This is a genomic window from Sphingopyxis sp. 113P3, from assembly GCF_001278035.1.
GTDB lineage: Bacteria > Pseudomonadota > Alphaproteobacteria > Sphingomonadales > Sphingomonadaceae > Sphingopyxis.
The window spans coordinates 2,735,717-2,761,543 of the sequence record NZ_CP009452.1 but is presented as its reverse complement, the minus strand read 5'-3'; the positions used below and the strand labels follow the sequence as shown (position 1 = coordinate 2,761,543).

Here is a 25,827-nt window from a genome sequence, read left to right as displayed (position 1 = left end):
CGGCAAAAAAGAGGGCGCCCGGGGCGCCCTCCTGCCGCGACTTTTCGGCTCTTCTCAAAAACGCTGCTGGCGCTCGTAGAGATCGCGATAATGCTGGATCCGCGTCACGCGCAGGCCCGGCATGCCGCTGCGATCGATCGAGCGCTGCCAGCTGGCGAATTCCTCGATCGTCAGCCCGTAGCGCTCGCACGCCTCGTCGACCGTCAACAGGCCGCCATTGACCGCCGCAACGACTTCGGCCTTGCGCCGCACGACCCAGCGGGTCGTGTTCGGCGGCGGCAGCGAGTCCAGTGTCAGCGGTTCCCCCAAGGGGCCGATGACCTGGGCCGGGCGGATTTTCTGGTTCTCGATCATGATCATTCCATAACGTCTTGAGCGGGGGGGATCGGTGCAACCGACAGCCGCCTACCTACAGAAGCGAGGTTCAACATCGGCTGAAATCCTCTGGTAAACGGGCTGTTCATGGTTTCAGGCAAGGCGTTTTTCCGATCGGACAGATCGAAGAAGCGAGCGGGCCGGGGACCGGTATTCCGGTCTCCGCCCGCAGGTCCGCCGAACATGGCACGCAGAGCATTCACCTTGGCCTGCCGCGATTCGCGATACGACCGGGTGCGGAGCAGACGCACGGTCGGCAAGGCAGCCTGCCGCGCGGCGGAAACTGCCAGAATGATGTCGAAGCCGGGCTTCGACAGGCTGGCAGCACCGGCAAGGCGTGGAAGGTCGGACGGGGCAAGGTTCATGCCCCCCCGTCTAGCGTCGAGGCGCTAAAGCCCGGTAAATGCCCGTTTCAGCGCTTGTTAGCGAAGCTTAATCCGCGTCAATATTTTGACGCGACGCCCGGGAAAGCTGGCATTTTGGCACAGTCGTCCCTAGATGGCCGCGATCATGGCTTCTGTGCTCTCCCCCGACCGACTCGGCGATTTCCAGCTCGCCGAACCGCTGAAGGACCGGCGAATCGTCGTCGCCATGTCGGGCGGCGTCGATTCGAGCGTCGTTGCAGCGCTTGCTGCGCGCTCGGGCGCCGAGGTCATCGGGGTGACGCTGCAGCTTTATGATCATGGCGCGAAGGCGAAGCGCGTGGGAGCCTGCTGCGCCGGGCAGGATATCCGCGATGCGCGCGCGGTCGCCGACCGCCTGGGCTTCGTTCACCATGTCCACGACCATGAAAGCCGGTTTCGCGACACGGTGATCGACCAGTTTGCCGACGAATATCTTGCCGGGCGCACGCCCATTCCCTGCGTGCGCTGCAACATGGGGGTCAAGTTCACCGATCTTTTCGCACTGGCGAAGGACCTGGGCGCGGACTGCCTTGCAACCGGCCATTATGTCCGCCGCGTGATGGGGCCAGAAGGAGCGGAGCTCCACCGCGCGGTCGACCCGGCGCGCGACCAGAGCTATTTCCTCTTTGCAACAACGCAGGAGCAGCTCGAGTTCCTGCGCTTTCCCCTGGGCGGGCTCGAAAAGAGCGTGGTGCGCGAAATTGCGCGCGAGCTTGGCCTCGGCGTTGCCGGCAAGCCCGACAGCCAGGACATCTGCTTCGTTCCCGACGGCGATTATGCGAGCCTTGTCCGCAAGCTTCGCCCCGAGGCCGATGACCGGGGCGAGATCGTCCATGTCGACGGCACGCTGCTCGGCGCCCACCGCGGCCTCATCCACTATACGGTCGGGCAGCGGCGAGGGATCGAGATCGGCGGCCAGGCGGAGCCGCTTTATGTCGTCCGGCTCGATGCCGAGACAAAGCGCGTGGTGGTCGGACCGCGGCGTGCGCTCGCCGTCACGGGCGCGCGGCTCGGCGAGGCAAACTGGCTTGCCGATGTCGAGGGGCGCGATGTGCTCGCCAAGGTGCGCAGCATGGCAAGGCCCGCGCCGGCACGGGTCGAGGGCGATCATCTGCGCTTTGCCGCACCCGAATATGGCGTCGCGCCGGGACAGGCGGCCGTGCTTTACGACGCGGCCGACGAGAGCCGCGTGCTCGGCGGCGGCTGGATCGAGGAAACGATCGCTGCGGACCTTGCGGAATAGATTGAAGTTTTTCCCCGGATGCCGCAGCCTGCGCGCCAACTAGGGGAGAGACGAGATGATCAACTGGGTGCTGCGCGGTGCGGTCCTTCTTTGGGCGCTGTTTTTTGCCATTGTCGGTTTGCGCGGGATCATCGATCCCGCAAGCTTCACCGATTTGTTCGGGATCATCGCCGAAGGGCCGGCGGCGAACACGGTGCGCGCGGATCTGTCCGCCTTCTTCCTCGTCGCCGCAGGCGGAGCGGCGGTGGGCGCCTTGCTCCCCGGATGGACGCGCGCGCTGCTGGTGCCCGCGGCGCTCTACGGCACCGCGCTGGTCGGGCGGCTGATCGGGGCGGCAAGCGGCGACGCCATCGATCCTGCCATCATCCAGGCGATGATCATCGAGGCGCTGTCGGCGGGGCTGATGATTGCAAGCTGGTGGATCTTGTCGCGGCCCGGACCCTCGGCAGGCGAGGGGGCGGCCGATACGGTCCACTGACGGGCGGCAAGCAGCGCGGGCGGGCTCCTCCCGTCAAGATTGCGCCTGGCCGAAACCGTTCATTTTTTTCGACTGCTTCGCGATGAGCCCGGGAAAGAAGCGCGCGAGGCGCGACAGGCGCCTCGCCATCTTGCCGACGGTCACATGCACACGGCTGCCATGCACCGCCTCCCACGCCGCCTCGGCGACGCGTTCGACGGGCACGATCTCGAATCCGCTCGCCGCGAGGCGGCTGCGCGCAGGCTCGTTGCTGTCGGCGCTCACCTGGTCGAGGAGCGGCGTGTCGATGAAGCCGGGCATCAGCGAGCAAACCTTGATGCCATATTTGGCAAATTCGATCTCGAGCGCTTCGGTGAGGCCGCGCACGGCGAATTTCGTCGCCGAATAGAGGGCGATCCCCGCGACGCCGTAAAAGCCTGACGCCGAGCCCGTGTTGAGGATGGTCGACCCCGGCGTCGCGCGAAGGAGCGGCAGCGCGCTGTAGATTCCGTTGACGACGCCGCCGAAATTGATGGCGATCAGCCGGTCGGCCTCGGCAGGCGGCATGTCGATGAACGGGGCGCCCGTGCCAATTCCGGCGTTGTTGAAAAGAACATCGAGCCGCCCTTCGCTCGCGGCGGCAAAATCGGCGAGTGCCTTTTGCCACTGGTCGCGGTCGCGAACGTCCATGATGTGGCGCGAGGCGGCGCCCTCGGGGAGATGCGCGGCGGTCTCGTCGATCCCCTGGGCATCGACGTCGGCGAGCCCGACGAACCAGCCCCGCTCTGCAAAATGGCGGGCCGTTGCGCGCCCGATGCCCGACCCGCCGCCGGTGATGAAGATCGCCTTGCGTGCCATGCTGTCCTCCCTCGTGCTGACATGACTGTCAGCGCGGTGGGCGGTAGAGGTCAAGCGGCAATAACGGGGGGTGGCCATGGGGAGGCGGGCTGGTTATCACGGTGCGATGACCTTTTTGCGGCCGATGCTCCTCTCCCTCTTGGTTTTTTTCCTCTGCACAGCGCTTCCGGCGCATGCCGCGGTGGTGGTGAGTTTTTACAGCCATGATTTCGGCGACCGCTTCCCCCACGCCTTTGTGACGCTGAAGGGGCGCGTCGACGCGACCGGCGAGCTGGTCGACACCAATTATGGCTTCACCGCCCAATCGGTGAGCCCGGCGATCCTGCTGGGATCGGTAAAGGGCTATGTCCAGACCTCGAAACCCGATTATGTGGCAAAGAGCGACAAGCAGTTCAGCCTGACGCTCGATGATGCGACCTATGCCCGCCTGACCGCCAAGATCCGCGAATGGCAGGAGCGCAAACAGCCAAGCTACAACCTCGGCAAGCATAACTGCGTCCATTTCGTGATGGAGCTCGCCGAAGTGGTCGGGCTGAAGGTCAACCGCAAAAGCAAATTCTTCAAGAAGCCCAAGAGCTTTCTTCGCGAAGTGAAAGAGCTGAACCCGCAGCTTTCATGATGCGTTTTGCGAGGCTTTGTTCTCGATCAAACTCTGGACGCCGCGCCCTTTTCACCCTATGTTCAGCCTTCAGCGTGCACTATTCGTACGCTGGACCAAAGAGGGGCCCCGATTGCGACTGTTATTGACCTTGCTCGCGTTGCTGACCGGTCTTGCCGGCGCCGATCGCGCGCAGGCGGCGCCGGCGATGCCGGCGGCGATGGGGTCGCTCGTTCTACTCGCCGAAACCTCAGCTCAATCGGACGCGTCCGACAAGGCGCGCCGGCCTGCCGATCCGGTGCCCTCGCGCCGCGCCTCCTGCGCGTGCCGCAAGCCGGTGCGTACGGCGCCGCCCTATCTTCCCGGCGTTCTCAGCCGTTCGGATCGCGCGCTCGAATAGCGCGGCCTCTCGGGCAATCCGCCTGACTCTTTCTCACGCCGCTCCCGCGGCGAACGGGCGACGCACCGCGTTGCCGCTTCCCCAGCGATAATCCAAGGAAATCCAGCATGTTCGGCAGCATTGCCAAGAGCCTCTTCGGCTCGTCCAACGACCGTTATGTCGCCTCGATCCGCAAGATCGTCGACAAGATCAATGCGTTCGAGCCACAGATGGAGGCGCTCGACGACGCTGCGCTGCAGGCGCAGACCCCGAAATTCCGCGAGCGGCTGGCGGCGGGCGAAACGCTCGACGACATTCTGCCCGAAGCCTTTGCGACGGTCCGCGAAGCCTCGAAGCGCACGCTCGGCATGCGGCATTTTGACGTGCAGATGATCGGTGGCATCGTCCTTCACCGCGGCGAGATTGCCGAGATGGCGACGGGCGAGGGCAAGACGCTGATGGCGACGCTGCCCTGCTATCTGAACGCGCTCGAGGGCAAGGGCGTCCACGTTGTCACCGTCAACGACTATCTCGCCCGCCGCGACGCAGAGTGGATGGGTGCCGTTTACGGCTTTCTCGGCCTGACGACCGGCGTCATCGTCCCCAATCTCAACGAAGCGCAGCGGCGCGAGGCGTATAACAGCGACATTACCTACGCGACCAACAACGAGCTCGGCTTCGACTATCTTCGCGACAACATGAAGTTCGAGCGGTCGCAAATGGTCCACCGCCCCTTCAACTTCGGCATCGTCGACGAAGTCGACTCGATCCTGATCGACGAGGCACGCACGCCGCTCATTATCTCGGGTCCGACCGACGACAAGTCCGAGCTCTACATTCGCGTCAACGAGGTGGTGAACCAGCTCGGCGAAGATGATTATGAGAAGGACGAGAAAACCAAGTCGATCAGCCTCACCGAAGAAGGCACCGAGCATGTCGAGCGGCTGCTCGAGGCGGCCGGGCTCCTCCAGGGCAGCAACCTTTACGATATCGAGAACACCCAGATCGTCCATCACGTCAACCAGGCGCTGAAGGCGATCGTGATGTTCAAGCTCGATACCGACTATATCGTGAAAGACGGCAAGGTCGTGATCATCGACGAGTTCACCGGCCGCATGATGGAAGGGCGCCGCTGGTCCGACGGCTTGCACCAGGCGGTCGAGGCCAAGGAGGGCGTTCAGATCGAGCCCGAGAACCAGACGCTCGCCTCGATCACCTTCCAGAATTATTTCCGCATGTACCCCAAGCTCTCGGGCATGACCGGCACCGCCGCGACCGAGGCGGCCGAATTTTTCGAAATCTACAAGATGAACGTCGTCACCATCCCGACCAACCGCCCGATCGCGCGGCGCGACGAGGAAGATGAGTTCTACAAGAATATCACAGACAAGTTCGGCGCCATCGCGCGGACGATCCGCGAGGCGCAGGAGCGCGGCCAGCCGGTACTCGTCGGCACGGTGTCGATCGAGAAGTCCGAGCTGCTTTCCTCCTATCTGGAAAGGGAAGGCGTCGCGCACAGCGTCCTCAACGCGCGCTTCCACGAAAGCGAGGCGCATATCGTGGCGCAGGCGGGCCGGCTCGGCGCGGTGACGATCGCGACCAACATGGCGGGCCGCGGCACCGACATCAAACTCGGCGGCAGCGAAGAATTCCGCATCGAGGATGAGCTGAAGGACCTGCCCGAGGGGCCCGAACGCGATGCGGCGATCGCGCGCATCCATGAGGAGGTGGCGGCCGAGCGCGAGGCGGTCCGCGCAGCGGGCGGCCTGTTCGTGCTCGCGACCGAACGCCACGAAAGCCGGCGCATCGACAATCAGCTGCGCGGCCGGTCGGGACGTCAGGGCGACCCGGGTCTTTCGAAATTCTACCTCTGCCTCGACGACGATCTGCTGCGCATCTTCGGTCCCGACACCTTGTTCGCGAAGATGATGAACAAGAATCTCGAGGACGGCGAGGCGATCGGCTCGAAATGGCTCTCGAAGGCCATCGAGACCGCGCAGAAGAAGGTTGAGGCGCGCAACTACGACATCCGCAAGCAGGTCGTCGAATATGACAATGTCATGAACGATCAGCGCAAGGTCATCTACGAACAGCGCGGCGAAATCATCGACAGCGAGACCGTCGACGATGCGATGGCAGCGATGCGCGCCGAAACGGTCAATTCGATCGTCGCCGACGCCTGCCCGCCCGGAAGCTATCCCGAGCAGTGGGACATCGAGAGCATGAAGGCGCGCGTCGCCGATATTCTCGACCTCACGCCGCCGATCGATGCGTGGATGGAGGAGGATGCAGTCGATCCGGAAGTCTTCGAGGAGCGTATCCAGGAGATGGCCGATGCCGCGGCGGCCGAGAAGGCCGCGCAGGTCGACCCCGATACGTGGCGCGGAATCGAAAAATCGATTTTGCTCCAGACGCTCGACCATCATTGGAAGGAGCATCTTTCCACCCTCGATGCGCTGCGTCAGGTCGTGTTCCTGCGTGCCTACGCGCAGAAGCAGCCGATCAACGAATATAAGGCCGAGGCCTTCGCGCTGTTCGAGCGGATGCTGCAGAATATTCGCGAGGATGTGACGCGCACGGTCGCGCGGATCGACTTCCAGTTCCAGGAACCCGAGCCGATGCCGCTCCCGGAACTGCCCGACTTTCTCACCACCCACATCGATCCCTTCACCGGCGAGGACAACAGCGCCGATATCGATGGCGGCGACCTCGGGGTGATCGCGAACACGCTGCCTCCGATGCAGGCGCCGCGTCCCGATATGCCCGAGGGCGAGAATCCCTACGCCGGCCTCGATATCAGCCGCAACGCGCCATGCCCTTGCGGTTCGGGACGCAAATACAAGCATTGCCACGGGGCCTTGTGACACGCCTTTCCCGCCCGGGTCGCGGGCGGGAGAGGGCTCGGCCGCAAGACCCCCGCTGACGGCGACATGTGCGCCGGGCCGTCCACCGGTTCCGGCGGCTTGCCTTTTGTCGCTTGCTGGCCCAGTTCCAGCAGCGGAATGCAAAGAAGTTATCACTTTGCGCTTGCCGAGCGGACCGGGCTTGCGCGCGCCGAGCGCGAGCGGCTTGCAGCAATCGCGCCGGTGCGCAGCATCGCCGATGGGCAGTTCGTGCAGCACCAGGGCGACCCTGGCGACACGTTCTGGGTGGTCTGCGAGGGGCATGTCCTTGCCGGCCGTCATGCCGAGGACGGACGCTTCACCGCCTTTGCCGTGCTGGGGCCGGGCGACATGTTCGGCGAACTTGCCTTTTTTGCCGGCGTACCCCGCCAGGTCGACGCGATCGCGAGCGGACCTGCGAGGCTGATCGCGATCGACCGGCCGCTGCTGCGCCGGCTGATGGCGGAGGATATCGGCTGGGCCGAACTCCTGCTTCGCAGCCTGTCGCGCCAGCTTGCTGTCACGCTCGACATCATCGACGCCGAGCGGCGTCTGCCCACCGCCGACCGGCTTGTGCAGCTGCTCGCTGCGATGGCGGCAGACGCGCCCGATCGCAGCACGGTCCGCGCAACGCAGCAGCAGCTCGCGGATCTCCTCGGGGTCTCGCGTGTGACCCTCGGGGCAGCGCTTCGCGAGCTCACTGCGCGCGGGCTGGTCGAGCCGGGCTATGGCCGCATCCGTGTCGCCACCTCGCTTTCGCAGCGCAGCGGCGCTCGGTATAGTTGAGACGATATGGCGTTTGTCCGCTCCCTTGGTCTTTTCCTTGCCGCGCTCTTTCTCGCGCCGGCTGTGAGTGCCGCCGAACGCGGACCATTGGTGCTCGCCGCAGCGAGCCTCCAGGAATCCTTGAGCGAAGTCGCCGACGCCTGGGCGGCGGAGGGTCACGCTCGGCCCGTGCTCTCCTTTGCCGCCTCATCTGCTCTCGCCCGGCAGATCATCGCGGGCGCGCCTGCAGACCTTTTCCTCTCTGCCGACGAGCCCTGGATGGACAGGGTCGGGGCGGCGGGGCGCCTGCGGGCCGGAAGCCGCGCGGCCCTGCTCGGTAACCGGCTCGTGCTGATCGCGCCCGCGGCGAGCAAGGTGCGGCTGAAGGTCGCGCAGGGTTTTCCGCTCGCCCGCGTGCTTGGCGGCGGGCGGCTTGCTCTTGCCGATCCCGATGCGGTGCCGGCGGGCAAATATGCAAAGGCTGCGCTGACTTCGCTTGGCGTTTGGAGCGCGCTCGCAGGGCGGCTGGCCCCGGCTGAGAATGTCCGCGCCGCGATGGCGCTGGTCGAGCGGGGGGCCGCGCCGCTTGGCATCGTTTATGAAACCGACGCGAAGGCGTCGCGCGCCGTTCGCGTCGTGGGCGTCTTTCCGACCTCGAGCCACGCGCCCATACGCTATCCGATCGCCGTGCTTAAGGCGTCGCGGCATAGGGATGCAGCCGCATTTCGCTCCTTCCTCCTCTCGCGGCAGGCGCGCGCGATCTTCGCGCGCCACGGCTTTTCGGCGCCCTGATGCTCACGTCGGCCGAATGGAGCATTGTTGCGCTGTCGCTGAAGGTCGGCGGCGCCGCGGTGCTCGCAGCGCTGCCCCTGGCGTTTGCGCTCGCCTGGGTGCTTGCGCGCTACCGCTTTCCGGGGCGCCTCCTGCTCGATGGCCTCGTCCATCTGCCGCTCGTCCTGCCGCCGGTCGTCACGGGCTGGCTGCTGCTGCTCGCTTTCGGACCGCTGGGTCCGGCGGGACGCTGGCTTGAAAGCTGGTTCGGCCTGAGCCTGATGTTCCGCTGGACTGGCGCGGCGCTCGCGGCGGCGATCATGGCGCTGCCGCTGATGGTGCGCGCGATGCGCCTTTCGATCGAGGCGGTGGACCGGCGGTTTGAAGGGGCGGCGCGGACGCTCGGGGCAAGCTCCTGGCATGCTTTCTGGACGATCAGCCTCCCGCTTGCCTTTCCCGGCGTGCTCGCCGCGCTCGTGCTCGGCTTTGCGCGCTCGATCGGCGAGTTTGGCGCGACGATCAGCTTCGTGTCGAACATTCCGGGCGAGACGCGCACGCTCCCGCTCGCCATCTATTCGGCGCTTCAGATCCCGGGGTCCGAGACGATGGTGACCAGGCTTGCGCTCTTTTCGGTCGCGCTGTCGCTCGGGGCCGTGGTCCTTTCGGAATGGCTCGCTCGGCGCACGCCCGCGGGAAGACAGCAGCATGACGATTGATATCGACGTTGCGAAGCGGCGCGGCGAGCGGCTGATTTCCGCGCGCTTTACAGCGGGGCCGGGGCTTACCGCCCTCTTTGGCCCCTCGGGTGCCGGCAAGACCAGCCTTCTCGATATGGTCGCGGGACTGTTGCGGCCCGATCGCGGACATATCCGCATCGGCGCGCGCACGCTCTTTGGAGATGGCATCGACCTGCCTCCCGAGGCTCGGCGGGTCGGCTACGTCTTTCAGGACGGGCGTCTTTTCCCGCACCGGCGGGTGCGGGCCAATCTCCTTTACGGGCAGAGGATTGCACCGCCGACGAGCCGCTGGATGACCCTTGAAGAGGCGACGTCCTTCCTCGGCATCGGCCATCTGCTCGATCGCTGGCCAGGGAGCCTCTCGGGGGGCGAGGCGCAGCGCATCGCGATCGGCCGCGCGCTGCTTGCCGGACCCGAAATCCTGCTGATGGACGAGCCGCTTTCTTCGCTCGATGCCGCGCGGCGCGGCGATATCATGACGGTGATCGAGCGCATCCGCGATGAACTGAAGCTTCCGATTCTCTACGTGAGCCACGACCGCGACGAGGTCGATCGGCTCGCGACCAAAGTGATCGCGCTCGATGGCTGAGACCGACTTAAAGTTTCACTTGAAACCAGTTTTATGGTAGCGCGTTGCGCATGACGAATCCCGACACCCATGTCCACAACACGCCGCCGCCGGGCGCCGCGCCCGACTGGACGATTGCGCAGAACTGGGAGGCGTTCACCGCCGCCGAGCATGCGATGTGGGACCGCCTTTTTACGCGCCAGTCGGCGATGCTTCCCGGCCGTGCCTCGGAAGCCTTTTTGCGCGGTATCGACGTGCTCAAGCTCGAAAAGCCCGGCATTCCGGATTATCGCGAGCTCAATTCGCGCTTGATGGCGGCGACGGGTTGGCAGGTCGTCGCAGTGCCGGGCCTCGTCCCCGACGATGTCTTTTTCGATCATCTCGCCAACCGGCGCTTTCCGGCAGGCAATTTCATCCGCACGCCCGAGCAGCTTGACTATCTGCAGGAACCCGACGTCTTCCACGACGTCTTCGGCCATGTCCCGATGCTCGCCGACCCCGTGTTTGCCGATTATATGCAGGCCTATGGCGAGGGCGGGCTTCGCAGCCAGAAATTTGATGCGCTCAAACAGCTCGCCCGGCTCTACTGGTACACGGTCGAATTCGGCCTGATCCGGGAAGCGGGGGGTCTGCGCATCTATGGCGCGGGCATCGTGTCTTCCTATGCCGAGAGCGTGTTTGCGCTCGATTCACACAGCCCGAACCGCATCGGCTTCGATCTCGCGCGCGTGATGCGCACCGACTATCGGATCGACGATTTCCAGCAGAATTATTTTGTCATCGACAGCCTCGACCAGCTCCTCGATGTGACGGTCAATACCGACTTTGCGCCGCTTTACGCTTCGAACGCCGCGTTGCCGCCGATCCCGATCGCCGACATCCTGCCCGGCGACGAGGTGATCACGCGCGGTACGCAGGATTATGCGCTCGCCAAGAGCTCGTAAGCGCCTACCAGCTCCCGAAACTGGCGTCCGCCGGGTCCGACCGGTGGAAGGCGCGTTCCTTGCGCCGAAAACCATAGCGCCGGCGCTTGACGAGGAGCAGGCATGGCCATTCGGCACTTCCCCCGCGCGCTGCGAGGCGGAAGCCCTGCGCGCGATAGGCGGCGAGCACCGCCTCCATCTGGCGCGCGATCAGTCCGGCAAGAATGGCATGGCCGCCCGGGGCGGTGGCCGCGGCGATGTCGGGGGCGAGGGTGATCAGCGGTCCAGCGAGAATATTGGCGACGACGAGATCGTAGGGCGCGCGGTGGCGGATCGCGGGATGATCGGTTCCCGCTGCAACCGCGAGTGCGAGTTGCCCGCCGCCGCGGCCGAGCGGCACGGCGTTGATCACGGCATTGTCCCGCGTGACGAAAATGCTCGCGGGGTCGATGTCGGAGGCAATCACGCGCGCGCGGGGCCACAAGCGCACGGCCGCGAAGGCGAGGAGCCCCGTGCCGGTGCCGATATCGGCGATGTTGCGCGGCGCGGCGCCTCGGCGCGCCAGCCGATCGAGCATCGCAAGGCACCCCGCGGTGGTGTCGTGTCCGCCTGTACCGAAGGCCTGGCTCGCGTCGATCTGAAACGCTACCGCGCCGGGCGGCACATGGCCGGCATGGCTGCTCGTATGGACGAAGAAACGGCCGGCCTGGACGGGCTGGAGTCCCTGCTGGCTCAGCGTCACCCAATCTTCTTCGGGCAGCTCCTCGACCGTCGGCACGGCGCCCTTGGCGCTCGGGATCAGCGCGTGCAAGGTTTCGAGGAGGGCAGCACTGGGCGGCGCCTCGACATAGGCATCGAGCTGCCACTGGCCCGCTGCTTCGTCGACTTCGCGTGTTGCCACAACGGGCGCATCGGGAAGCGCGTCGAGCGAAGGCACTTCTCCCGAGAGCGCTTCGGCCTCATCGCGGGTGCAGGGGAGCGAGACGAGCCAGCTCATGATTTGTCTTCAGCCTCCTTGGCAAGGCGCACGTCGAGGCGCTCAGCGGCCCCCGAGGCATAGAGGCGGCAGGCGTCCCTATCCTCGAGCGCAGCGGCGCCCGAGAGACGCGCGAACAGGTTGCTTGCGGCAGGATGCGGGGTGACCAGTATGTCGCAGGGAAATGCGGACAGCTTTGCGAAGGTAGCGCGCAGCATGGCGACATAATCGGGGTGATCGGTGAAGCGGTAATCATCGGCCGACACGGCGCTCAGGCTGTCGATATAGGCAATGGTCCGGCAGTCGGCACCTTCGCACGACTTCCATGTCCAGCTGGTGCTCCCCGGCGTGTGGCCGGGCGTTGCGCGAAGCGTGAGTTCAAGCCCTGCAATCGGCAGCGTTTCGCCGTCCTGAAGTTCCCCAGACACGGCCACGCCGCGAAAAGGGGGGATCGCGCCGCGCTGCGGATCGCGTGGCCCGGGCTCGCCGCTCGTCAGGGCCTCGATGGCTTCGCGGCGCGCAAAAACCTGGGCGCCGGTGGCGTCCTGCAGCGCCCGAAGACCGCCCACATGGTCGAGATGCTCGTGGCTCGCGAGCAGAATGCGGACATTGTGGGGGTCAAAACCCAGCGCACGGATATTGGCGAGAATCTGGGGTGCGGCCGTCTCTGTCGCCGCGTCGATGAGCACAAGACCGCCCGGCGCGTCGATCAGCACCGCGGAAATGCCGCAGGTGCCGACATAATAGCTGTTGCCGAAAATTTTCGCGGGCGGCGCGGGGTCGCTCCAGCCCTCGCGGCCCTCGCACGCGGCGGCGAGCGCCTTGCCCGTGGCAGCAGAGGACGGGAAGGAGACTTCTCCAGTGGGCGCCGTGCAGCCTGCGAGCAGCAGCGCGGCGAGGAGAAGCGGCTTAGCGGACATAGCTTGCCCCGTTCACATCGAGCACGGCGCCGGTCATCGACGGCGGGGCTTGAAGGGCGCACCACCGGGCCATCTCTGCGACTTCCTCCGGCTCGGCGACCCGGCCGAGCGGGATATCGGCGAGCAATTTGTCGCCGCCGCGGCTCGCGAGATAGTCATCGGCCATGCCGGTCATGGTGAAGCCCGGGCAGATCGCAAAGGCAAGAATATTGTCGCGGGCATAGCCGCGCGCGATCGTCTTGGTCATGGCGACCATCCCCGCCTTCGACGCTGCATAGTGCCAGTGTGCAGGGCTGTCGCCGCGGTGCGCGGCGCGGCTTGCAATGTTGACGAGGCGTCCGCCCTCACAGCCCTCCAGCCAATGCTGCACGGCGAGACGGCAAAGCTGGGCGCTTGCGGTGAGGTTGATCTCAAGCGTGCGGTTCCATCCCGCAAGCCAATCGGCGTCGCTCTGGTCGATCGGATTTGCCTCGAACACCCCGGCGTTGTTGATCAGCACATCGATGCGGCCGCCGAGCCGGTCGAGGCTCGCGTTCCAGAGTCGGGGCGGCACGGCAGGGTCGGCAAGGTCGCCATCGGCGCTCGAAAGCGCGACGACCCGGTGATCGGGGGATTGAAGCGCCGCCGCGATCGCGGCACCGATGCCGCGGCTCGCGCCCGTGATGAGGATATGCCTGCTCATCCGCCGCGTTTAGCGGTGGGGGGGGCGCCGTGCCAAGGGCGTAAGTCGCGCTAGGCGACCCGGCGGCTGAACTCGCTCGCTGCCTGTTCGAGCGACTGGAGCCGCTCGCCCATCTTGGCGAATTTTTCGCTCAGCACGCTGATCTCGCCCGCGACTATCCCTGAATCGTTGCGAATGCTCGCGATCGTTGACGACATGGAGTCGGCGGCAAGCGCGGTTTCGTCGACCGCGGCGGTGATCGAGGTGACGGTCTGCGCCTGCGCATCCATCGCGTCGCGGATCCGCTCGGCCGACTGCTGGACCTCGACGATCGTCGCCTGGATCGACTGGTTGGCGCTCACCGCGCCCTTCGTTGCCTGCTGGATCGCGGTAATCTTGCCCGCAATATCGTCGGTCGCGCGCGCGGTTTCATTGGCGAGGCTCTTCACCTCCTGCGCAACCACCGCAAAGCCGCGGCCCGATTCGCCCGCACGCGCCGCCTCGATCGTCGCGTTGAGGGCGAGTAGGTTGGTCTGGCCGGCGATCTCGCGGATCAGCCCGAGGATCGACTCGATCGATTCGGCGTGGCGCGACAGCGCTTCGGACATCGCCACCGCTTCGCCCGCCTGTTCAGAGGCGCGCGTTGCGACCGCGGCCGAGGCCTCGACTTCGCTGCGTGCGTCCTCGATCGCGCGGATCAGGCCTGCGGCAGTCGACGCGGCTTCGCGCATCGCGATTGCCGACTGCTCGGAGGCCGCGGCGACCTCGCTGGTCTTTGCGATCATGCCCTTGGCGGCAAGGTCGGCCGATTCGGCCTGGATAGCAAGTTGCTGGCGCACCCCGTCGGTGTCCTGGACGAGCGTCGCGATCGAGCGGTCGAAATCGCCCGCGAGCGCCTGCCGCTCGCTCGAGACCGCGGCGCGCTCCAATTTCTCGGCATAGGTCTGCATGATGTCGATCTCGAGCAGGGCGAGGCGGTTGACCGCGCTCGTCAGCCGGACGATGCGCTCGGCGTCGCCGTCGCAGGCCCGGACGACATGCTCGATGGTGAGGCGGTGGCATTCGCCAAGGCACGACAGCACCGAGGCGAGGGGAACATTGACGCGCCGCGCCATATGCGTGTTCTGGCAGGCGATCGTCGCCGATTCCTGGCCCGCGGGATCGGAATATTTGATGAGCATATGCCGTGCGCTGCCGCGCACATAGGTTTCAAGAAGCTCGCCCTCGACCTTGCGGATATGGGGCAGCGCGTTGAAGGCGTTCCAATAGGCGCGCCCCAATTCTTCCTCATGGCCCGCCACGATCGCGGCAATATCCGCAGCGTCAGCGACGAGGCGGCCGTCGAGGTCGTAATAGAAAAAGCGATCGGCCATCAGCACCGGATCAATCTGCTGCTTATGAATCGGATTTTCCTTCACCATTTCCCGTCCCCCGAAGCCATGATCTCGACGCGCGGCGGCTGCCGCCCTCTTGCGTCCGAAAAACTGGTGAACGCGATATGCTGCAATAAGGGTAAATTGCGCGTTAACCCGGCGCCCGCGAATTTGGTGAGCGCGGCAGGCCCGTGAGCGCTATACATCGGGGGTTCAGGGCGGCTATTGGTTGCAGGTGAAACCGGTTGGAGACGCGGTCATGATCATCGGTACCCCCAAGGAAATCAAGAATCACGAATATCGCGTCGGGCTGACGCCGGAAAGCGCGCGCGAGCTCGTCGTGCACGGTCACCGGGTGCTGGTGGAAACAGGGGCGGGCGAGGGGATCGGCGCGCGCGATCGCACCTATGAGGATGCAGGCGCCGAAATTGTCGCGAGCGGCGCGGAAATTTTCGGCTCCGCCGATATGGTGGTGAAGGTGAAGGAGCCGCAGGCTGCGGAACGGGCGATGCTTCGCGCCGGCCAGATCCTCTATACCTATCTTCATCTCGCGCCCGACCCTGAGCAGACGCGCGACCTGATGGGGTCGGGCGCCGTGTGCATCGCCTATGAAACGGTCACGAGCCCGCATGGCGGGCTGCCGCTTCTAAAGCCGATGAGCCAGGTTGCAGGGCGCATGTCGATCCAGGCGGGAGCGACGGCGCTCGAAAAGGCGCATGGCGGGCGCGGGGTGCTCCTCGGCGGCGTCCCGGGCGTAGCGCCGGGGAAAGTCTGCATCATCGGCGGCGGCGTCGTGGGCTTCAATGCGGCGCAGATGGCAGCCGGGCTCGGCGCAGACGTCACCATCCTCGATCGCGATCCCGAAGTGCTCGAACGTGTTGGCACATTTTTCGAATCGCGGGCAAAAACCCGCTTTTCGAACCGCGCAAACCTCGCCGAATGCGTCGCCGAAGCTGATCTCGTCATCGGCGCGGTGCTGATCCCGGGTGCCGAGGCGCCCAAGCTTGTCACCCGCGACATGCTGAAGACGATGCGCCCCGGATCGGTGCTCGTCGACGTTGCGATCGACCAGGGCGGCTGCTTCGAGACGAGCCACGCGACGACGCACGATGATCCCACCTATGTCGTCGATGGCATCGTCCATTATGCGGTCGCCAATATGCCGGGCGCGGTCGCGCGAACGAGCACTTATGCACTCAACAATGTCACGCTGCCGCACGCGCTGCGCATCGCGGACCTCGGTTGGAAGGAAGCGCTCAGCCGCGATGCGCATCTTGCGCAGGGCTTGAACGTTTGGAATGGGAAGGTGACGTTCGAGGCGGTAGCCGAAGCGATCGGAACGGACTATGTGCCTGTCGACCAGGCGTTACGTTGAGCAAGGAACAGAGAAGACCGATGACGGACCAAGGCCAGCCGAATCCTCCCCCGCCCCAAGAAGAAGAGAATGAAGTCCTCCGCGCCGCACGCGAGCTCCAGGCGCAGAAGGAAGCCGCCGACAGGGCCGAAGCCGCCGACAAGGAGGCTGCAGCGAAGATCAACCGGAAGCGCGGCTGGAAAACCGCAGCCGCCGGAATCGGCATCGGATCCGCTGCCGTTCTGGCGGCGCTGCTCTACGCGAACCGCGACAAGAACAGGTAGCGCCTCGGGCGCTGCCTCGGCCGCCGGCCTGAAATCTTCATCTTCATCTGCCAAGGCAATTGCATATCGCGGCAGGAAGGCTTAACCGGCCCCCATCGACCGGATAGAGTCATGAAGATACGGGGCTGATATGGCTGAAAGGGAACCGGGCGGGCGACCGCTCTCTCCGCACCTCGGAGTATATAAATGGGCACCGTCGATGGCGGTCTCGATCTTCCATCGCATAACCGGCGACGGACTCGCGATTGCCGGGGTGCTCCTTTTCCTCTGGTGGCTTTGCGCGATTGCCGCGGGGCCCGAGGCCTATGCCGCCTTTGTTGCCTGCGTCTGGCACGATCCGGACGCCGGGTCCTTCCATCAGGTCACCAACATTCTTGGAAAAATCGTCCTTGTCGGTTTGACCTGGGCGTTCTTCCAGCATCTTTTCTCGGGCATTCGCCACCTCGTTCTCGACACGGGTGCGGGCTACGAGCTCAAGACCAATCGGCTCTGGTCGATCCTCGTCTTTGTCGGCGCGATCCTTTCGACCGCGGCGGTCTGGCTCTACATCGCGAAGGAGGCGCTTCATGGGTAACGGAACGCGTCTCGGCCGCGTGCGCGGGCTCGGCTCGTCGCACCATGGGACCGGTCATTGGCTGCAACAGCGGCTGACCGCGCTGGGCAATCTGCTGCTCGTCACCTGGCTCTTTGTCAGCCTCGTTCGGCTACCGCTCGCCGATCATGGCGCCGTTGCGCGCTGGGCGTCCAACCCGACCGTCGCGCTCGGCCTGATCCTGCTCATCATAAGCGTTTTCTGGCACTTCCGCCTCGGACTGCAGGTGATGATCGAAGATTATGTTCATGGCGAAGCGACGCGATTGCTGGCGCTTGTCATTTTGAATTTCTACGCGATCGGCGGCGCGGCCTTCGGGATCTTCGCGATCGTGCGCATCGCGCTGGCGCCCGCTGCGCTCGGCCCGGGGGGCATGTGAGATGAGTGAAGCCTACAAGATTATCGACCATATTTACGACACCGTCGTCGTGGGGGCGGGTGGCTCAGGGCTGCGCGCCACCATGGGCAGCGCCGAGGCTGGCTTCAAGACCGCCTGCATTACCAAGGTGTTTCCCACCCGCAGCCACACGGTCGCGGCCCAGGGCGGCATCGCGGCAAGCCTTTGCAACAACACGCCCGATCACTGGCAGTGGCACATGTACGACACCGTCAAGGGCTCCGACTGGCTCGGCGACCAGGACGCGATCGAATATATGGTGCGCGAGGCGCCGGCGGCGGTCTACGAGCTGGAACATGCGGGCGTGCCGTTCAGCCGCAACGCGGACGGCACCATCTATCAGCGCCCCTTTGGCGGCCATATGCAGAATATGGGCGAAGGCCCGCCGGTGCAGCGCACCTGCGCCGCGGCCGACCGCACGGGGCATGCGATGCTCCACGCGCTCTACCAGCAGAGCCTCAAATATGACGCGGACTTCTTCATCGAATATTTCGCGCTCGACCTGATCATGGAAAATGGCGTGTGCCGCGGCGTGGTCGCGCTCTGCCTCGAGGATGGCAGCATCCACCGCTTCCGTTCGCAGGCGGTTGTGCTTGCGACCGGCGGCTATGGCCGCTGCTATTTTACCGCGACCTCGGCGCACACCTGTACGGGCGATGGCGGCGGCATGGTGCTGCGCGCAGGGCTGCCGCTGCAGGACATGGAGTTCGTTCAGTTCCACCCGACCGGCATCTACGGCGCGGGCGTTCTCATCACCGAGGGCGCGCGCGGAGAGGGCGGCTACCTCACCAACTCCGAAGGCGAGCGCTTCATGGAACGCTACGCCCCGTCGGCGAAGGACCTTGCCTCACGCGACGTCGTGTCGCGCTCGATGGCGCTCGAGATCCGCGAGGGCCGCGGCGTCGGTCCGCACAAGGATCATATCTATCTTCACCTCGATCACATCGATCCCAAGGTGCTGGCGGAACGCCTGCCCGGCATCACCGAAAGCGGCAAGATCTTCGCCGGTGTCGACCTCACCCGCGCGCCGCTCCCCGTGGTGCCGACAGTCCATTACAATATGGGCGGCATCCCGACCAACTATCATGGCGAAGTCGTGACGCTGAAGGACGGCAACCCCGAGCATGTGGTGCCCGGCCTCTTTGCCGTCGGCGAGGCGGCGTGCGTGTCGGTCCACGGCGCCAATCGCCTCGGTTCGAACAGCCTCATTGACCTTGTCGTCTTCGGCCGCGCGACCGGGCATCGCCTCAAGGAACTGCTGAAGCCCGGCGCGGCGCAGGCGCCGCTGCCGAAGGACAGCGCCGACCTCGCGCTCGGCCGCCTCGACCATTTCCGCAATGCAAATGGCGGTTCGCCGACCGCGGAGATTCGCACCGAGATGCAGCGCGCCATGTCACAGCACGCGGCGGTGTTCCGCACCGACGACCTGATGGCCGAGGGCAAGGAAAAGCTCGCCAGGACTTATGCGCGGATGGAGGACATTCACGTCACCGACCGCGGCCTCATCTGGAACACCGACCTTGTCGAAACGCTCGAACTCGACAATCTGATCGCGCAGGCGACGGTGACGATGCACTCGGCGTTCAACCGCAAGGAAAGCCGCGGCGCTCACGCGCACGAGGATTTCCCGAACCGCGACGATGCGAACTGGATGAAGCACACGGTGAGCTGGTTCGACGGCTGGGGCGGCAAGGGCGGCGGCGTAACGCTCGATTACCGCCCGGTCCACGAATATACGCTCTCGGACGACGTCGAATATATCAAGCCGAAGGCGCGGGTCTACTGATCCCGCGCCTTTTGGGCGGCTCTTCTTTCGGCGATGCGGGGATGAAGGCTGCGGGCTGATGCAAAGCCTTGCGGCTTTGACGCGGCGCGTGGGGCTAATCGCCGAAAAGGCTCTTCATCGGATCGAGATCGGAAAAAGGCTGATCGACTTCGAGGCCCATGAGCCATAATTTCTGGCACGCGATCAGGAAGAACATGATCGCGATCGTCCAGACGATCACCGTCTTGATGATCTGCCAGCGCCGCGCTTCATAGGCGGCGCGGGCGCGTGCCTGGTGATCAATGCCCAGTTCGCCTTCGAACTCGGCAACGAGCTGCGCGCGGCGGGTGCGCGAGATATTCGCCACGCCCGCGGCACCTGGTTCCCCTATCGAACGGCGAGTCGCCATGAAATCCCACCCTTGCGCCCGGTTCTGTCGTACTTCGCACATTAGGGGAAAGCCCCTGACAAAGCGTTAATTGCCGCCCGGAAGATCGACCCCGACAAGCTTTGTGCGCCCGGTGGCTCCGCGCAGGAGCGTCAGGTCGCGGCGCGCGCAGCCGAGCGCTGCGGCGAGAAGTTTCAGCACCGCCTCATTTGCAGCGCCATCGGCTGGAGGGGCGGTCACGCGCACCTGCACAATCCCGTCCGCGATGGCGACAGCATCGCGGCTCGCGCCCGGCGTGACGCGCAGTTCAAGCTTCCCCGATGATGCGGCGAGTGCGCGCAGCGCCTCGGTCAGCGCCGGGTCGGGCCGGTATTTCAGAGGGTGATGACCAGCTTGCCGACCGCGGTGCGATCGCCGAGCTTCGCGATCGCCTTCCCGCCGTCCTCGAGCGCGAAGGTTTCGGTGACCCGCGGGCTGATCTTGCCCTGTTCCCAAAGCTGGAACAGGCGCGCGATATTGGCGCGGTTGCGCACCGGCTCACGCGCGACGAAGGCGCCCCAGAAGACACCCGCGACATCGCAGCTCTTGAGGAGCGTCAGGTTGAGCGGCAGGCGCGGGATGCCCGCGGGGAAGCCGACGACAAGATAGCGACCCTCCCATGCGATCGAGCGCAGTGCGGGTTCGGCATAATCGCCGCCGACGGCGTCGTAGACGAGGTTGGCGCCGTTCGGCCCCACCGCTTCCTTGAACTTGTTCGCAAGGTCTTTCGACTGGTCCTTGTCGAACGGCTGGCGGCCATAGACGACCACCTCGTCGGCGCCTGCCGCGCGCGCGATCTGGGCCTTTTCCTCGCTCGAAACGCCCGCGACGACCCTCGCGCCAAACGCCTTGCCGAGTTCGACCGCCGCGATACCGACGCCGCCCGATGCGCCGAGAACGAGCAGCGTATCGCCCTCCTTGATATGACCGCGATCGACCAGCGCGTGAATGGAGGTGCCATAGGTCATCAGGAGCGATGCGCCTTCGGCAAAATCATGGCCCTCGGGCAGGTGATAGGCATTGTGCACGCCGACGGCGACGGCCTCCGACATGCCGCCGTTGCCGCAGCCCGCAATCACGCGGTCGCCGACCTTGAACTCGGTGACGCCTTCACCGATCTCGGCGACGAGCCCTGCCACCTCGCCGCCCGGCGCGAAGGGGCGCTCGGGGCGAAACTGATATTTGTCCTCGATGATCAGCACGTCAGGGAAGTTGACCGCGCAGGCCTTGACGTCGATGACGATCTGCCCCTTGCCCGCGGTCGGGCGCGGCAGTTCGCCGAGCGTCAGCGTCTCGGGGCCGCCGGTCGCGGTCGACAGAAGAGCCTTCATCATCGTCTCCTTTTATTCAGATTATCAGACGGCAGGCCGCATCCACGGCCGCTCGGCATCGAGGGTCTTTTCATAGGCGTCTATGGCCGCGCCGCTTTTCTCGGTCAGCGAAATCTCGTCGAGCCCTTCGAGCAGGCACATCTTGCGAAACGGGTCGATTTCAAAGGTGAAACGGTCCTGGAAGGGCGTCGTTACGGTCTGCGTGTCGAGATCGACATGGATGGGATCGGTCGCTGCGACTTCCATCAATCGGTCGATCGCAGCCTGCGGGAGCACGACCGGCAGGATGCCGTTCTTGACCGCATTGCCCGAGAAGATGTCGGAATAGCTCGGCGCGATCACGACGCGGATGCCGAGATCGCCGAGCGCCCATGCCGCGTGCTCGCGGCTCGAGCCGCAGCCGAAATTGTCGCCCGCGATGAGGATCGGTGCGCCCCTGTATTCGGCCCGGTCGAAGAGATTGTCGGGGTCGGCGCGAAGGCTCTCGAACGCGCCGCGTCCCATGCCCTCGCGGGTCGTCGTCTTCAGCCAGTGCGCAGGAATGATGACGTCGGTGTCGACATTCTTGAGTCCGAGCGGAATCGCGCGGCCCTCGACCTTTTCCAGCGGGGTCATGCCATCAACTCCCTGACGTCAGTGAGCTTGCCGGTCACCGCTGCCGCCGCGGCCATCGCGGGGCTGACGAGGTGGGTACGCGCGCCGGGCCCCTGGCGGCCGACGAAATTGCGGTTGCTCGTCGATGCACAGCGCTCACCGGTGGGCACCTTGTCGGGGTTCATCGCAAGGCACGCCGAACAGCCTGGCTCGCGCCATTCAAGACCCGCCTCGATGAAAATGCGGTCGAGCCCTTCGGCCTCGGCCTGCCGCTTCACGAGACCCGAGCCGGGGACGACGATCGCCCATTTGACGTTCGGGGCCTTTTTGCGGCCCTTGATGACCGCAGCGGCGGCGCGCATGTCCTCGATGCGGCTGTTGGTGCAGCTGCCGATGAAGATATTCTCCACCGGCACGTCCTGCATCCGCATACCCGGTTCAAGCCCCATATAGGCAAGGCTCTTGGCAGCGGCGGTCTGTTTGGAGGGGTCGGCGAAGCTTGCAGGATCGGGGACAACGCCGGTGATCGGCACGACATCCTCGGGGCTCGTACCCCATGTCACGCTCGGCGCGATGTCCGCAGCGTCGATCACGACCACCTTGTCGTAGGTCGCGCCGGGATCGGTCGCGAGGCTTTTCCAATAGGCGACCGCGGCGTCCCAGTCGGCACCCCTCGGCGCATAGGGCCGGCCCTTGAGATAGGCGAAGGTCGTCTCGTCGGGTGCGATCAGCCCGGCGCGCGCTCCGCCCTCGATTGCCATGTTGCTGATCGTGAGGCGACCCTCGATCGACAGCGCGCGGATGGCGCTGCCCGTATATTCGATGACATGGCCTGTCCCGCCTGCGGCGCCGATCGTGCCGGTGATGTGGAGAATGATGTCCTTCGCGCTGACACCGGGGCCGATCTCGCCCTCGACGCGGACTTCCATCGTCTTTGCAGGCTGGAGCAGCAGCGTCTGCGTCGCGAGCACATGCTCGACCTCGCTCGTTCCAATGCCGAAGGCGAGCGCGCCGATGCCGCCGTGGCAGGCGGTGTGGCTGTCGCCGCAGACGATCGTCGCGCCGGGCAGCGAAAAGCCCTGCTCGGGTCCGACCACGTGAACGATGCCCTGTTCGGGCGCGACCGCGTCGATATAGCGAATGCCGAAATCGGGCGCGTTCGTCTCGAGCGCTGCAAGCTGCGCTGCACTCTCGGGATCGGTGATCGGCAGCTTGTTCCCCGCCGCATCGAGCCGCGCTGTAGTCGGCACATTATGATCGGGCACCGCAAGCGTGAGATCGGGCCGGCGCACCGTGCGACCGCTTGCGCGAAGGCCTGCGAACGCCTGCGGGCTCGTCACTTCATGGACGAGGTGCCGGTCGATGAAGATCAGGCAGGTTCCGTCGGGACGCCGTTCGACGACGTGCGCGTCCCAGATCTTTTCATAGAGAGTGCGGGGCCGAGTCATGCCGTCCACTTAAGCCGGTTGCATAACAATGCAAGCCAGTGGCGGAAGGAAACGAAATTTTCGGTCGCGGGGCGTGCGCGATTTCGATTTCGCCGCGCGGGATTGCGGAAGGAGGGTGCGCCGGGAAGAGGAGCGGTCTATACTCTGGCCATGTCGACCGCCGCCATCCTTTTCCTTGTTCTTGCCAGCGTTGCGGCGATGGAGGGCGTCGCCTGGGCGAGCCACAAATATATCATGCACGGCTTCGGTTGGGCATGGCACCGCGATCACCACGAGCCGCACGATGGCGTGCTCGAGAAGAATGACCGCTTCGCACTTGCGGGCGCCGCGATGAGCATTTCAATGTTCGCCTTGGGCAGCCCGATGATCATGGGCGCCCGTGCGTGGGAGCCGGGGACGTGGATCGGGCTCGGCATTCTCTCTTACGGCATCCTCTACACGCTCGCGCATGACGGCCTCGTCCACCAGCGCTGGTTTCGCTGGGTGCCGCGGCGCGGCTACGCAAAGCGGCTCGTCCAAGCGCACAAGCTCCACCATGCGACTTTGGGCAAGGAAGGCGGGGTCAGCTTCGGCTTCCTCTTCGCGCGCGATCCCGCGGCACTGAAGGCCGAGCTCAAGGCGCAACGTGAGGCGGGGGTCGCCGTCGTGCGCGAGGCCCTTGCGGAATAGCGACGGTCAGGCTTTGCGGTAATCCGCAGTGATCACGCCCGCTGCCGCCAACTCGGCTTCGTGGCTTTCCTCGCGCCAGCTTTCGGTAAGGGCCTGTGCTTCCCACTCCTGCATCGCGGGATGGGCGAGCATCGCTGTGACCCAGGCCTCTCCGGCGCCGACGTCGAGACCATAGGTGCGGATTCGGAAAGCCACGGGCGCAAAGAAGGCATCGAGGGCACTGAAGGTCGCGCCCGCAAGCCACGGCCCGCCGAAACGCGCAAGTCCGTCTTCGAACATCTCGCGGATCCGCCCGACGTTGGCCTTCAGTGCATCCGACATCGGCTTGGGCTGCACGCGAACGCCAACGTTCATCGTGCAATCGTTCCTCAGTGCGCCAAATCCGCTGTGCATCTCGCAGACAGCGCATTGCGCAAAAGCGCGTGCGTCGGGATCGCTCGGCCAAACGCCATCGTGCCGGTCGGCAAGATAGAGGGTGATACCGAGCGAATCGTAAATTGTCCGCTCACCGTCGATCAGCGCGGGCACTTGTCCAGTGGGAGAAAAGCTACGGAAGGCGTCGTAGTTGACGGGCTGCGTAAAAGGCTCGATCCGGTCCTCGAACGCGATTTCGAGCCCTTTCATCAGCACCCAGGGTCGCAGCGACCAGCTCGAATAGTTGCGGTTGGCGGTGATCAGCTCGTACATGGGAAGCCCCCCTTCGCATTGCTTTCAGCCCGCCGATGGCCTCGCACGCCTTGCAGCCACATCCTCTTTGACCTTCGGCAATTCACGAAGGTCGAGCCAGCGCGCATCTTCGCGCTTGTGATAGCTGTCGAACACGGCGAATGGGATGCGAAACGGGAAGCCCCAGTCGCTGTTCCACATGGCCACCACGCCGGTACGGGTCGCCGGTTCGAACATCATCGTGGCGCGGTAGCCTGAAACCGCGCCCGAATGGCCTTCAACCCTGCGCCCCTCATAGCTGAAGCTCCGCCAGCCGAGACCATAGCCTGCATCGCTCGTCGCCTGACGCAGCGCGCCCCCGTAAAGGCGCGCGGTATTGACCCGCGGGCGGTGAGCGATTTCCAAGACAGCTTTTGGCAGCACCTCGGGGCGCGTGCCCATCATCGCCTGCATCCAGCGCGCAAAATCGACAATATCGCTTTCGACCCCTGCGGCGGCGGGAACGCGCCAATAGGATTCCTTGAGCGGCAGGATCATCCGCCCGCGATGCGGTTTCGCCCAGTCCTTCGCGCCCGTCAGCCGCTCCATTCCGAACCCGGCGCTCACCATGCCGAGCGGGAGGAAGAGCCGCTCACTCACCGCATCGGGAAAGGCCTTTTGCGCTGCCTCGCCCAATATTTCGCTCGCCGCATCGAAAGCGATATTCTGGTAGGTGTGGCAGGTACCCGGTTCGCACTGCAGCGGTGCATCGACAAGGTTTGCGCGCAGGAGCGCGGGATTCTGCCCGTTTTCGAGCCGGTCGTCGTAGGCATTCTTGGTGAGGCCCGTACGCTGGGCGAGCAATTGATCGAGCGTGACACGCGCTTCGGCGCCGCCCGGGAGATGGAGCGACGTGCGCCAGGCGGTGATGGGGCGGCCGAGCTCGATCGTCCCGTCGCGCGCCATCGCGGCGGCGAGAACGCCGGTCGCGGTCTTGGAAACCGAGGCCCAGCGAAAGAGGGTTTGCGGCGTGACCGGCGCCCCGGTTGAGCGGTCGGCGACGCCGTAGGTGCGCACGAAGCGCAACTTCCCGTCCTCCACCACCGCAACCGCAAGCCCCGCCATTTCGGGACGGCGTGAAAGGTCGGTCAATTGCCGGTCAATCGCCTCGTAATCGACCCGCCCGCGCCATTCGGCCGGCGTGTCGGGCAGGTCCTCCGGAGCGTTCATCGGTATCGCGATGCTCGCGAGCGGCTGGCTGCCGCCCGAGGCGTGAAGACCAAACCAGCCAAGACCCAGAGCGGCGAGCGCAACGGGAGCAAGAAGGAGCCGCAGAGCGGACTTGTTGGGTGATCGCGACCTCATATTTGGTCGCCCTCTTAGCCGCGACTTTCCCCGCCGTCACCCCCAAGGAGACGGCAGGATGGATGA

Annotated in this window: 30 protein-coding genes; 16 read left to right on the top strand and 14 right to left on the bottom strand. The window is 65.3% G+C overall.

All coding sequences use genetic code 11. The features are described 5' to 3' along the window. Positions 1-54 precede the first annotated feature (54 nt). Complete coding sequence (sciP, locus tag LH20_RS13535) at positions 55-354, bottom strand: CtrA inhibitor SciP (protein ID WP_053554658.1); 300 nt, start codon at positions 352-354, stop codon at positions 55-57. Positions 355-356: 2 nt separating this feature from the next. After that, entirely contained in the window at positions 357-740 is a 384-nt protein-coding gene (locus LH20_RS13530; RefSeq protein WP_053554657.1) for a hypothetical protein, read from the bottom strand. A gap of 145 nt (positions 741-885) precedes the next feature. On the opposite strand from LH20_RS13530, the gene mnmA reads away from it, so the two are divergent. Then, on the top strand, positions 886-2,022 hold the full coding sequence (gene mnmA, locus LH20_RS13525) for a tRNA 2-thiouridine(34) synthase MnmA (protein WP_053556285.1): 1,137 nt from the start codon (positions 886-888) through the stop codon (positions 2,020-2,022). A gap of 55 nt (positions 2,023-2,077) precedes the next feature. Further along, entirely contained in the window at positions 2,078-2,500 is a 423-nt protein-coding gene (locus tag LH20_RS13520) for a hypothetical protein (protein ID WP_053554656.1), read from the top strand. Between the two features lie 33 nt (positions 2,501-2,533). Here LH20_RS13520 and LH20_RS13515 read toward each other — a convergent pair whose 3' ends face one another. Continuing rightward, the gene (locus LH20_RS13515) at positions 2,534-3,337 is read right to left on the bottom strand and encodes an SDR family oxidoreductase (RefSeq protein WP_053554655.1); all 804 of its coding nucleotides are present in this window, start codon (positions 3,335-3,337) and stop codon (positions 2,534-2,536) included. Between the two features lie 76 nt (positions 3,338-3,413). Here LH20_RS13515 and LH20_RS13510 point away from each other — a divergent pair, with 76 nt between their 5' ends. From LH20_RS13510 to phhA, 8 genes are all read left to right on the top strand, one after another. After that, entirely contained in the window at positions 3,414-3,956 is a 543-nt protein-coding gene (locus LH20_RS13510; protein ID WP_235526981.1) for a hypothetical protein, read from the top strand. Between the two features lie 112 nt (positions 3,957-4,068). Beyond that, complete coding sequence (locus LH20_RS13505; protein ID WP_053554653.1) at positions 4,069-4,335, top strand: hypothetical protein; 267 nt, start codon at positions 4,069-4,071, stop codon at positions 4,333-4,335. 107 nt (positions 4,336-4,442) lie between these two features. Beyond that, positions 4,443-7,178 (top strand): preprotein translocase subunit SecA, encoded by a 2,736-nt coding sequence (secA, locus tag LH20_RS13500; protein WP_053554652.1) that lies wholly within the window; start codon positions 4,443-4,445, stop codon positions 7,176-7,178. A gap of 138 nt (positions 7,179-7,316) precedes the next feature. Next, positions 7,317-7,982: a Crp/Fnr family transcriptional regulator gene (locus tag LH20_RS13495; protein ID WP_053554651.1), complete on the top strand. Its 666-nt coding sequence runs from the start codon at positions 7,317-7,319 to the stop codon at positions 7,980-7,982. Positions 7,983-7,988: 6 nt separating this feature from the next. After that, the gene (gene modA / locus LH20_RS13490; RefSeq protein ID WP_053554650.1) at positions 7,989-8,753 is read left to right on the top strand and encodes a molybdate ABC transporter substrate-binding protein; all 765 of its coding nucleotides are present in this window, start codon (positions 7,989-7,991) and stop codon (positions 8,751-8,753) included. Next, positions 8,753-9,448: a molybdate ABC transporter permease subunit gene (gene modB, locus LH20_RS13485; protein ID WP_200905382.1), complete on the top strand. Its 696-nt coding sequence runs from the start codon at positions 8,753-8,755 to the stop codon at positions 9,446-9,448. The genes modA and modB overlap by 1 nt, the downstream gene beginning before the upstream one ends. Next, a complete protein-coding gene (locus LH20_RS13480; RefSeq protein ID WP_053554648.1) occupies positions 9,438-10,058 on the top strand; it encodes a molybdenum ABC transporter ATP-binding protein in 621 nt (206 codons plus the stop codon). Before modB ends, LH20_RS13480 begins: the two co-directional genes overlap by 11 nt. Positions 10,059-10,108: 50 nt before the next feature. Next, entirely contained in the window at positions 10,109-10,981 is an 873-nt protein-coding gene (gene phhA, locus LH20_RS13475) for a phenylalanine 4-monooxygenase (RefSeq protein ID WP_053554647.1), read from the top strand. A 4-nt stretch (positions 10,982-10,985) separates the two neighbouring features. Here the strand turns inward: phhA and LH20_RS13470 are convergent, their stop codons facing one another. Genes LH20_RS13470 through LH20_RS13455 form a run of 4 tightly spaced genes read right to left on the bottom strand, consistent with a single transcriptional unit; the run spans position 10,986 to position 14,938 of the window. Continuing rightward, the gene (locus LH20_RS13470; protein WP_053554646.1) at positions 10,986-11,957 is read right to left on the bottom strand and encodes a 50S ribosomal protein L11 methyltransferase; all 972 of its coding nucleotides are present in this window, start codon (positions 11,955-11,957) and stop codon (positions 10,986-10,988) included. Beyond that, positions 11,954-12,856, bottom strand: coding sequence for a subclass B3 metallo-beta-lactamase (gene bla / locus LH20_RS13465; RefSeq protein WP_053554645.1), 903 nt, complete (start codon positions 12,854-12,856; stop codon positions 11,954-11,956). The genes LH20_RS13470 and bla overlap by 4 nt, the downstream gene beginning before the upstream one ends. After that, the gene (locus tag LH20_RS13460; RefSeq protein WP_053554644.1) at positions 12,846-13,538 is read right to left on the bottom strand and encodes an SDR family NAD(P)-dependent oxidoreductase; all 693 of its coding nucleotides are present in this window, start codon (positions 13,536-13,538) and stop codon (positions 12,846-12,848) included. Before LH20_RS13460 ends, bla begins: the two co-directional genes overlap by 11 nt. Positions 13,539-13,588: 50 nt before the next feature. After that, positions 13,589-14,938, bottom strand: a complete 1,350-nt coding sequence (locus LH20_RS13455; protein ID WP_053554643.1) for a methyl-accepting chemotaxis protein — start codon at positions 14,936-14,938, stop codon at positions 13,589-13,591. Positions 14,939-15,149: 211 nt separating this feature from the next. On the opposite strand from LH20_RS13455, the gene ald reads away from it, so the two are divergent. The 5 genes from ald (at position 15,150) to sdhA (ending at position 19,303) form a co-directional block, all read left to right on the top strand. Beyond that, positions 15,150-16,265 (top strand): alanine dehydrogenase, encoded by a 1,116-nt coding sequence (gene ald, locus LH20_RS13450; protein ID WP_053554642.1) that lies wholly within the window; start codon positions 15,150-15,152, stop codon positions 16,263-16,265. A gap of 20 nt (positions 16,266-16,285) precedes the next feature. Then, the gene (locus LH20_RS13445) at positions 16,286-16,528 is read left to right on the top strand and encodes a hypothetical protein (RefSeq protein ID WP_053554641.1); all 243 of its coding nucleotides are present in this window, start codon (positions 16,286-16,288) and stop codon (positions 16,526-16,528) included. A gap of 130 nt (positions 16,529-16,658) precedes the next feature. Further along, complete coding sequence (sdhC, locus tag LH20_RS13440; protein WP_083455410.1) at positions 16,659-17,102, top strand: succinate dehydrogenase, cytochrome b556 subunit; 444 nt, start codon at positions 16,659-16,661, stop codon at positions 17,100-17,102. Beyond that, entirely contained in the window at positions 17,095-17,499 is a 405-nt protein-coding gene (sdhD, locus tag LH20_RS13435) for a succinate dehydrogenase, hydrophobic membrane anchor protein (RefSeq protein ID WP_053554639.1), read from the top strand. The genes sdhC and sdhD overlap by 8 nt, the downstream gene beginning before the upstream one ends. 1 nt (position 17,500) lies before the next feature. Further along, on the top strand, positions 17,501-19,303 hold the full coding sequence (sdhA, locus tag LH20_RS13430; protein ID WP_053554638.1) for a succinate dehydrogenase flavoprotein subunit: 1,803 nt from the start codon (positions 17,501-17,503) through the stop codon (positions 19,301-19,303). A 94-nt stretch (positions 19,304-19,397) separates the two neighbouring features. Here the strand turns inward: sdhA and LH20_RS13425 are convergent, their stop codons facing one another. The 5 genes from LH20_RS13425 to leuC form a co-directional block, all read right to left on the bottom strand. Continuing rightward, a complete protein-coding gene (locus LH20_RS13425; protein ID WP_235526980.1) occupies positions 19,398-19,649 on the bottom strand; it encodes a hypothetical protein in 252 nt (83 codons plus the stop codon). Between the two features lie 108 nt (positions 19,650-19,757). After that, the gene (locus LH20_RS13420) at positions 19,758-19,976 is read right to left on the bottom strand and encodes a DUF167 domain-containing protein (RefSeq protein WP_321164244.1); all 219 of its coding nucleotides are present in this window, start codon (positions 19,974-19,976) and stop codon (positions 19,758-19,760) included. Positions 19,977-20,044: 68 nt separating this feature from the next. After that, a complete protein-coding gene (locus LH20_RS13415) occupies positions 20,045-21,040 on the bottom strand; it encodes an NADPH:quinone oxidoreductase family protein (protein ID WP_053554636.1) in 996 nt (331 codons plus the stop codon). Positions 21,041-21,064: 24 nt separating this feature from the next. Beyond that, a complete protein-coding gene (leuD, locus tag LH20_RS13410) occupies positions 21,065-21,655 on the bottom strand; it encodes a 3-isopropylmalate dehydratase small subunit (protein WP_053554635.1) in 591 nt (196 codons plus the stop codon). Continuing rightward, complete coding sequence (leuC, locus tag LH20_RS13405) at positions 21,652-23,082, bottom strand: 3-isopropylmalate dehydratase large subunit (protein WP_053554634.1); 1,431 nt, start codon at positions 23,080-23,082, stop codon at positions 21,652-21,654. Before leuC ends, leuD begins: the two co-directional genes overlap by 4 nt. A gap of 150 nt (positions 23,083-23,232) precedes the next feature. On the opposite strand from leuC, the gene LH20_RS13400 reads away from it, so the two are divergent. After that, complete coding sequence (locus LH20_RS13400) at positions 23,233-23,751, top strand: sterol desaturase family protein (RefSeq protein WP_053554633.1); 519 nt, start codon at positions 23,233-23,235, stop codon at positions 23,749-23,751. A 6-nt stretch (positions 23,752-23,757) separates the two neighbouring features. On the opposite strand, the gene LH20_RS13395 is transcribed toward LH20_RS13400, so the two are convergent. Together LH20_RS13395 and LH20_RS13390 are read right to left on the bottom strand one after the other, a co-directional pair. Next, positions 23,758-24,438, bottom strand: a complete 681-nt coding sequence (locus LH20_RS13395; protein ID WP_053554632.1) for a glutathione S-transferase family protein — start codon at positions 24,436-24,438, stop codon at positions 23,758-23,760. A 24-nt stretch (positions 24,439-24,462) separates the two neighbouring features. Then, positions 24,463-25,761: a serine hydrolase domain-containing protein gene (locus LH20_RS13390; protein WP_053554631.1), complete on the bottom strand. Its 1,299-nt coding sequence runs from the start codon at positions 25,759-25,761 to the stop codon at positions 24,463-24,465. Positions 25,762-25,827 lie beyond the last annotated feature (66 nt).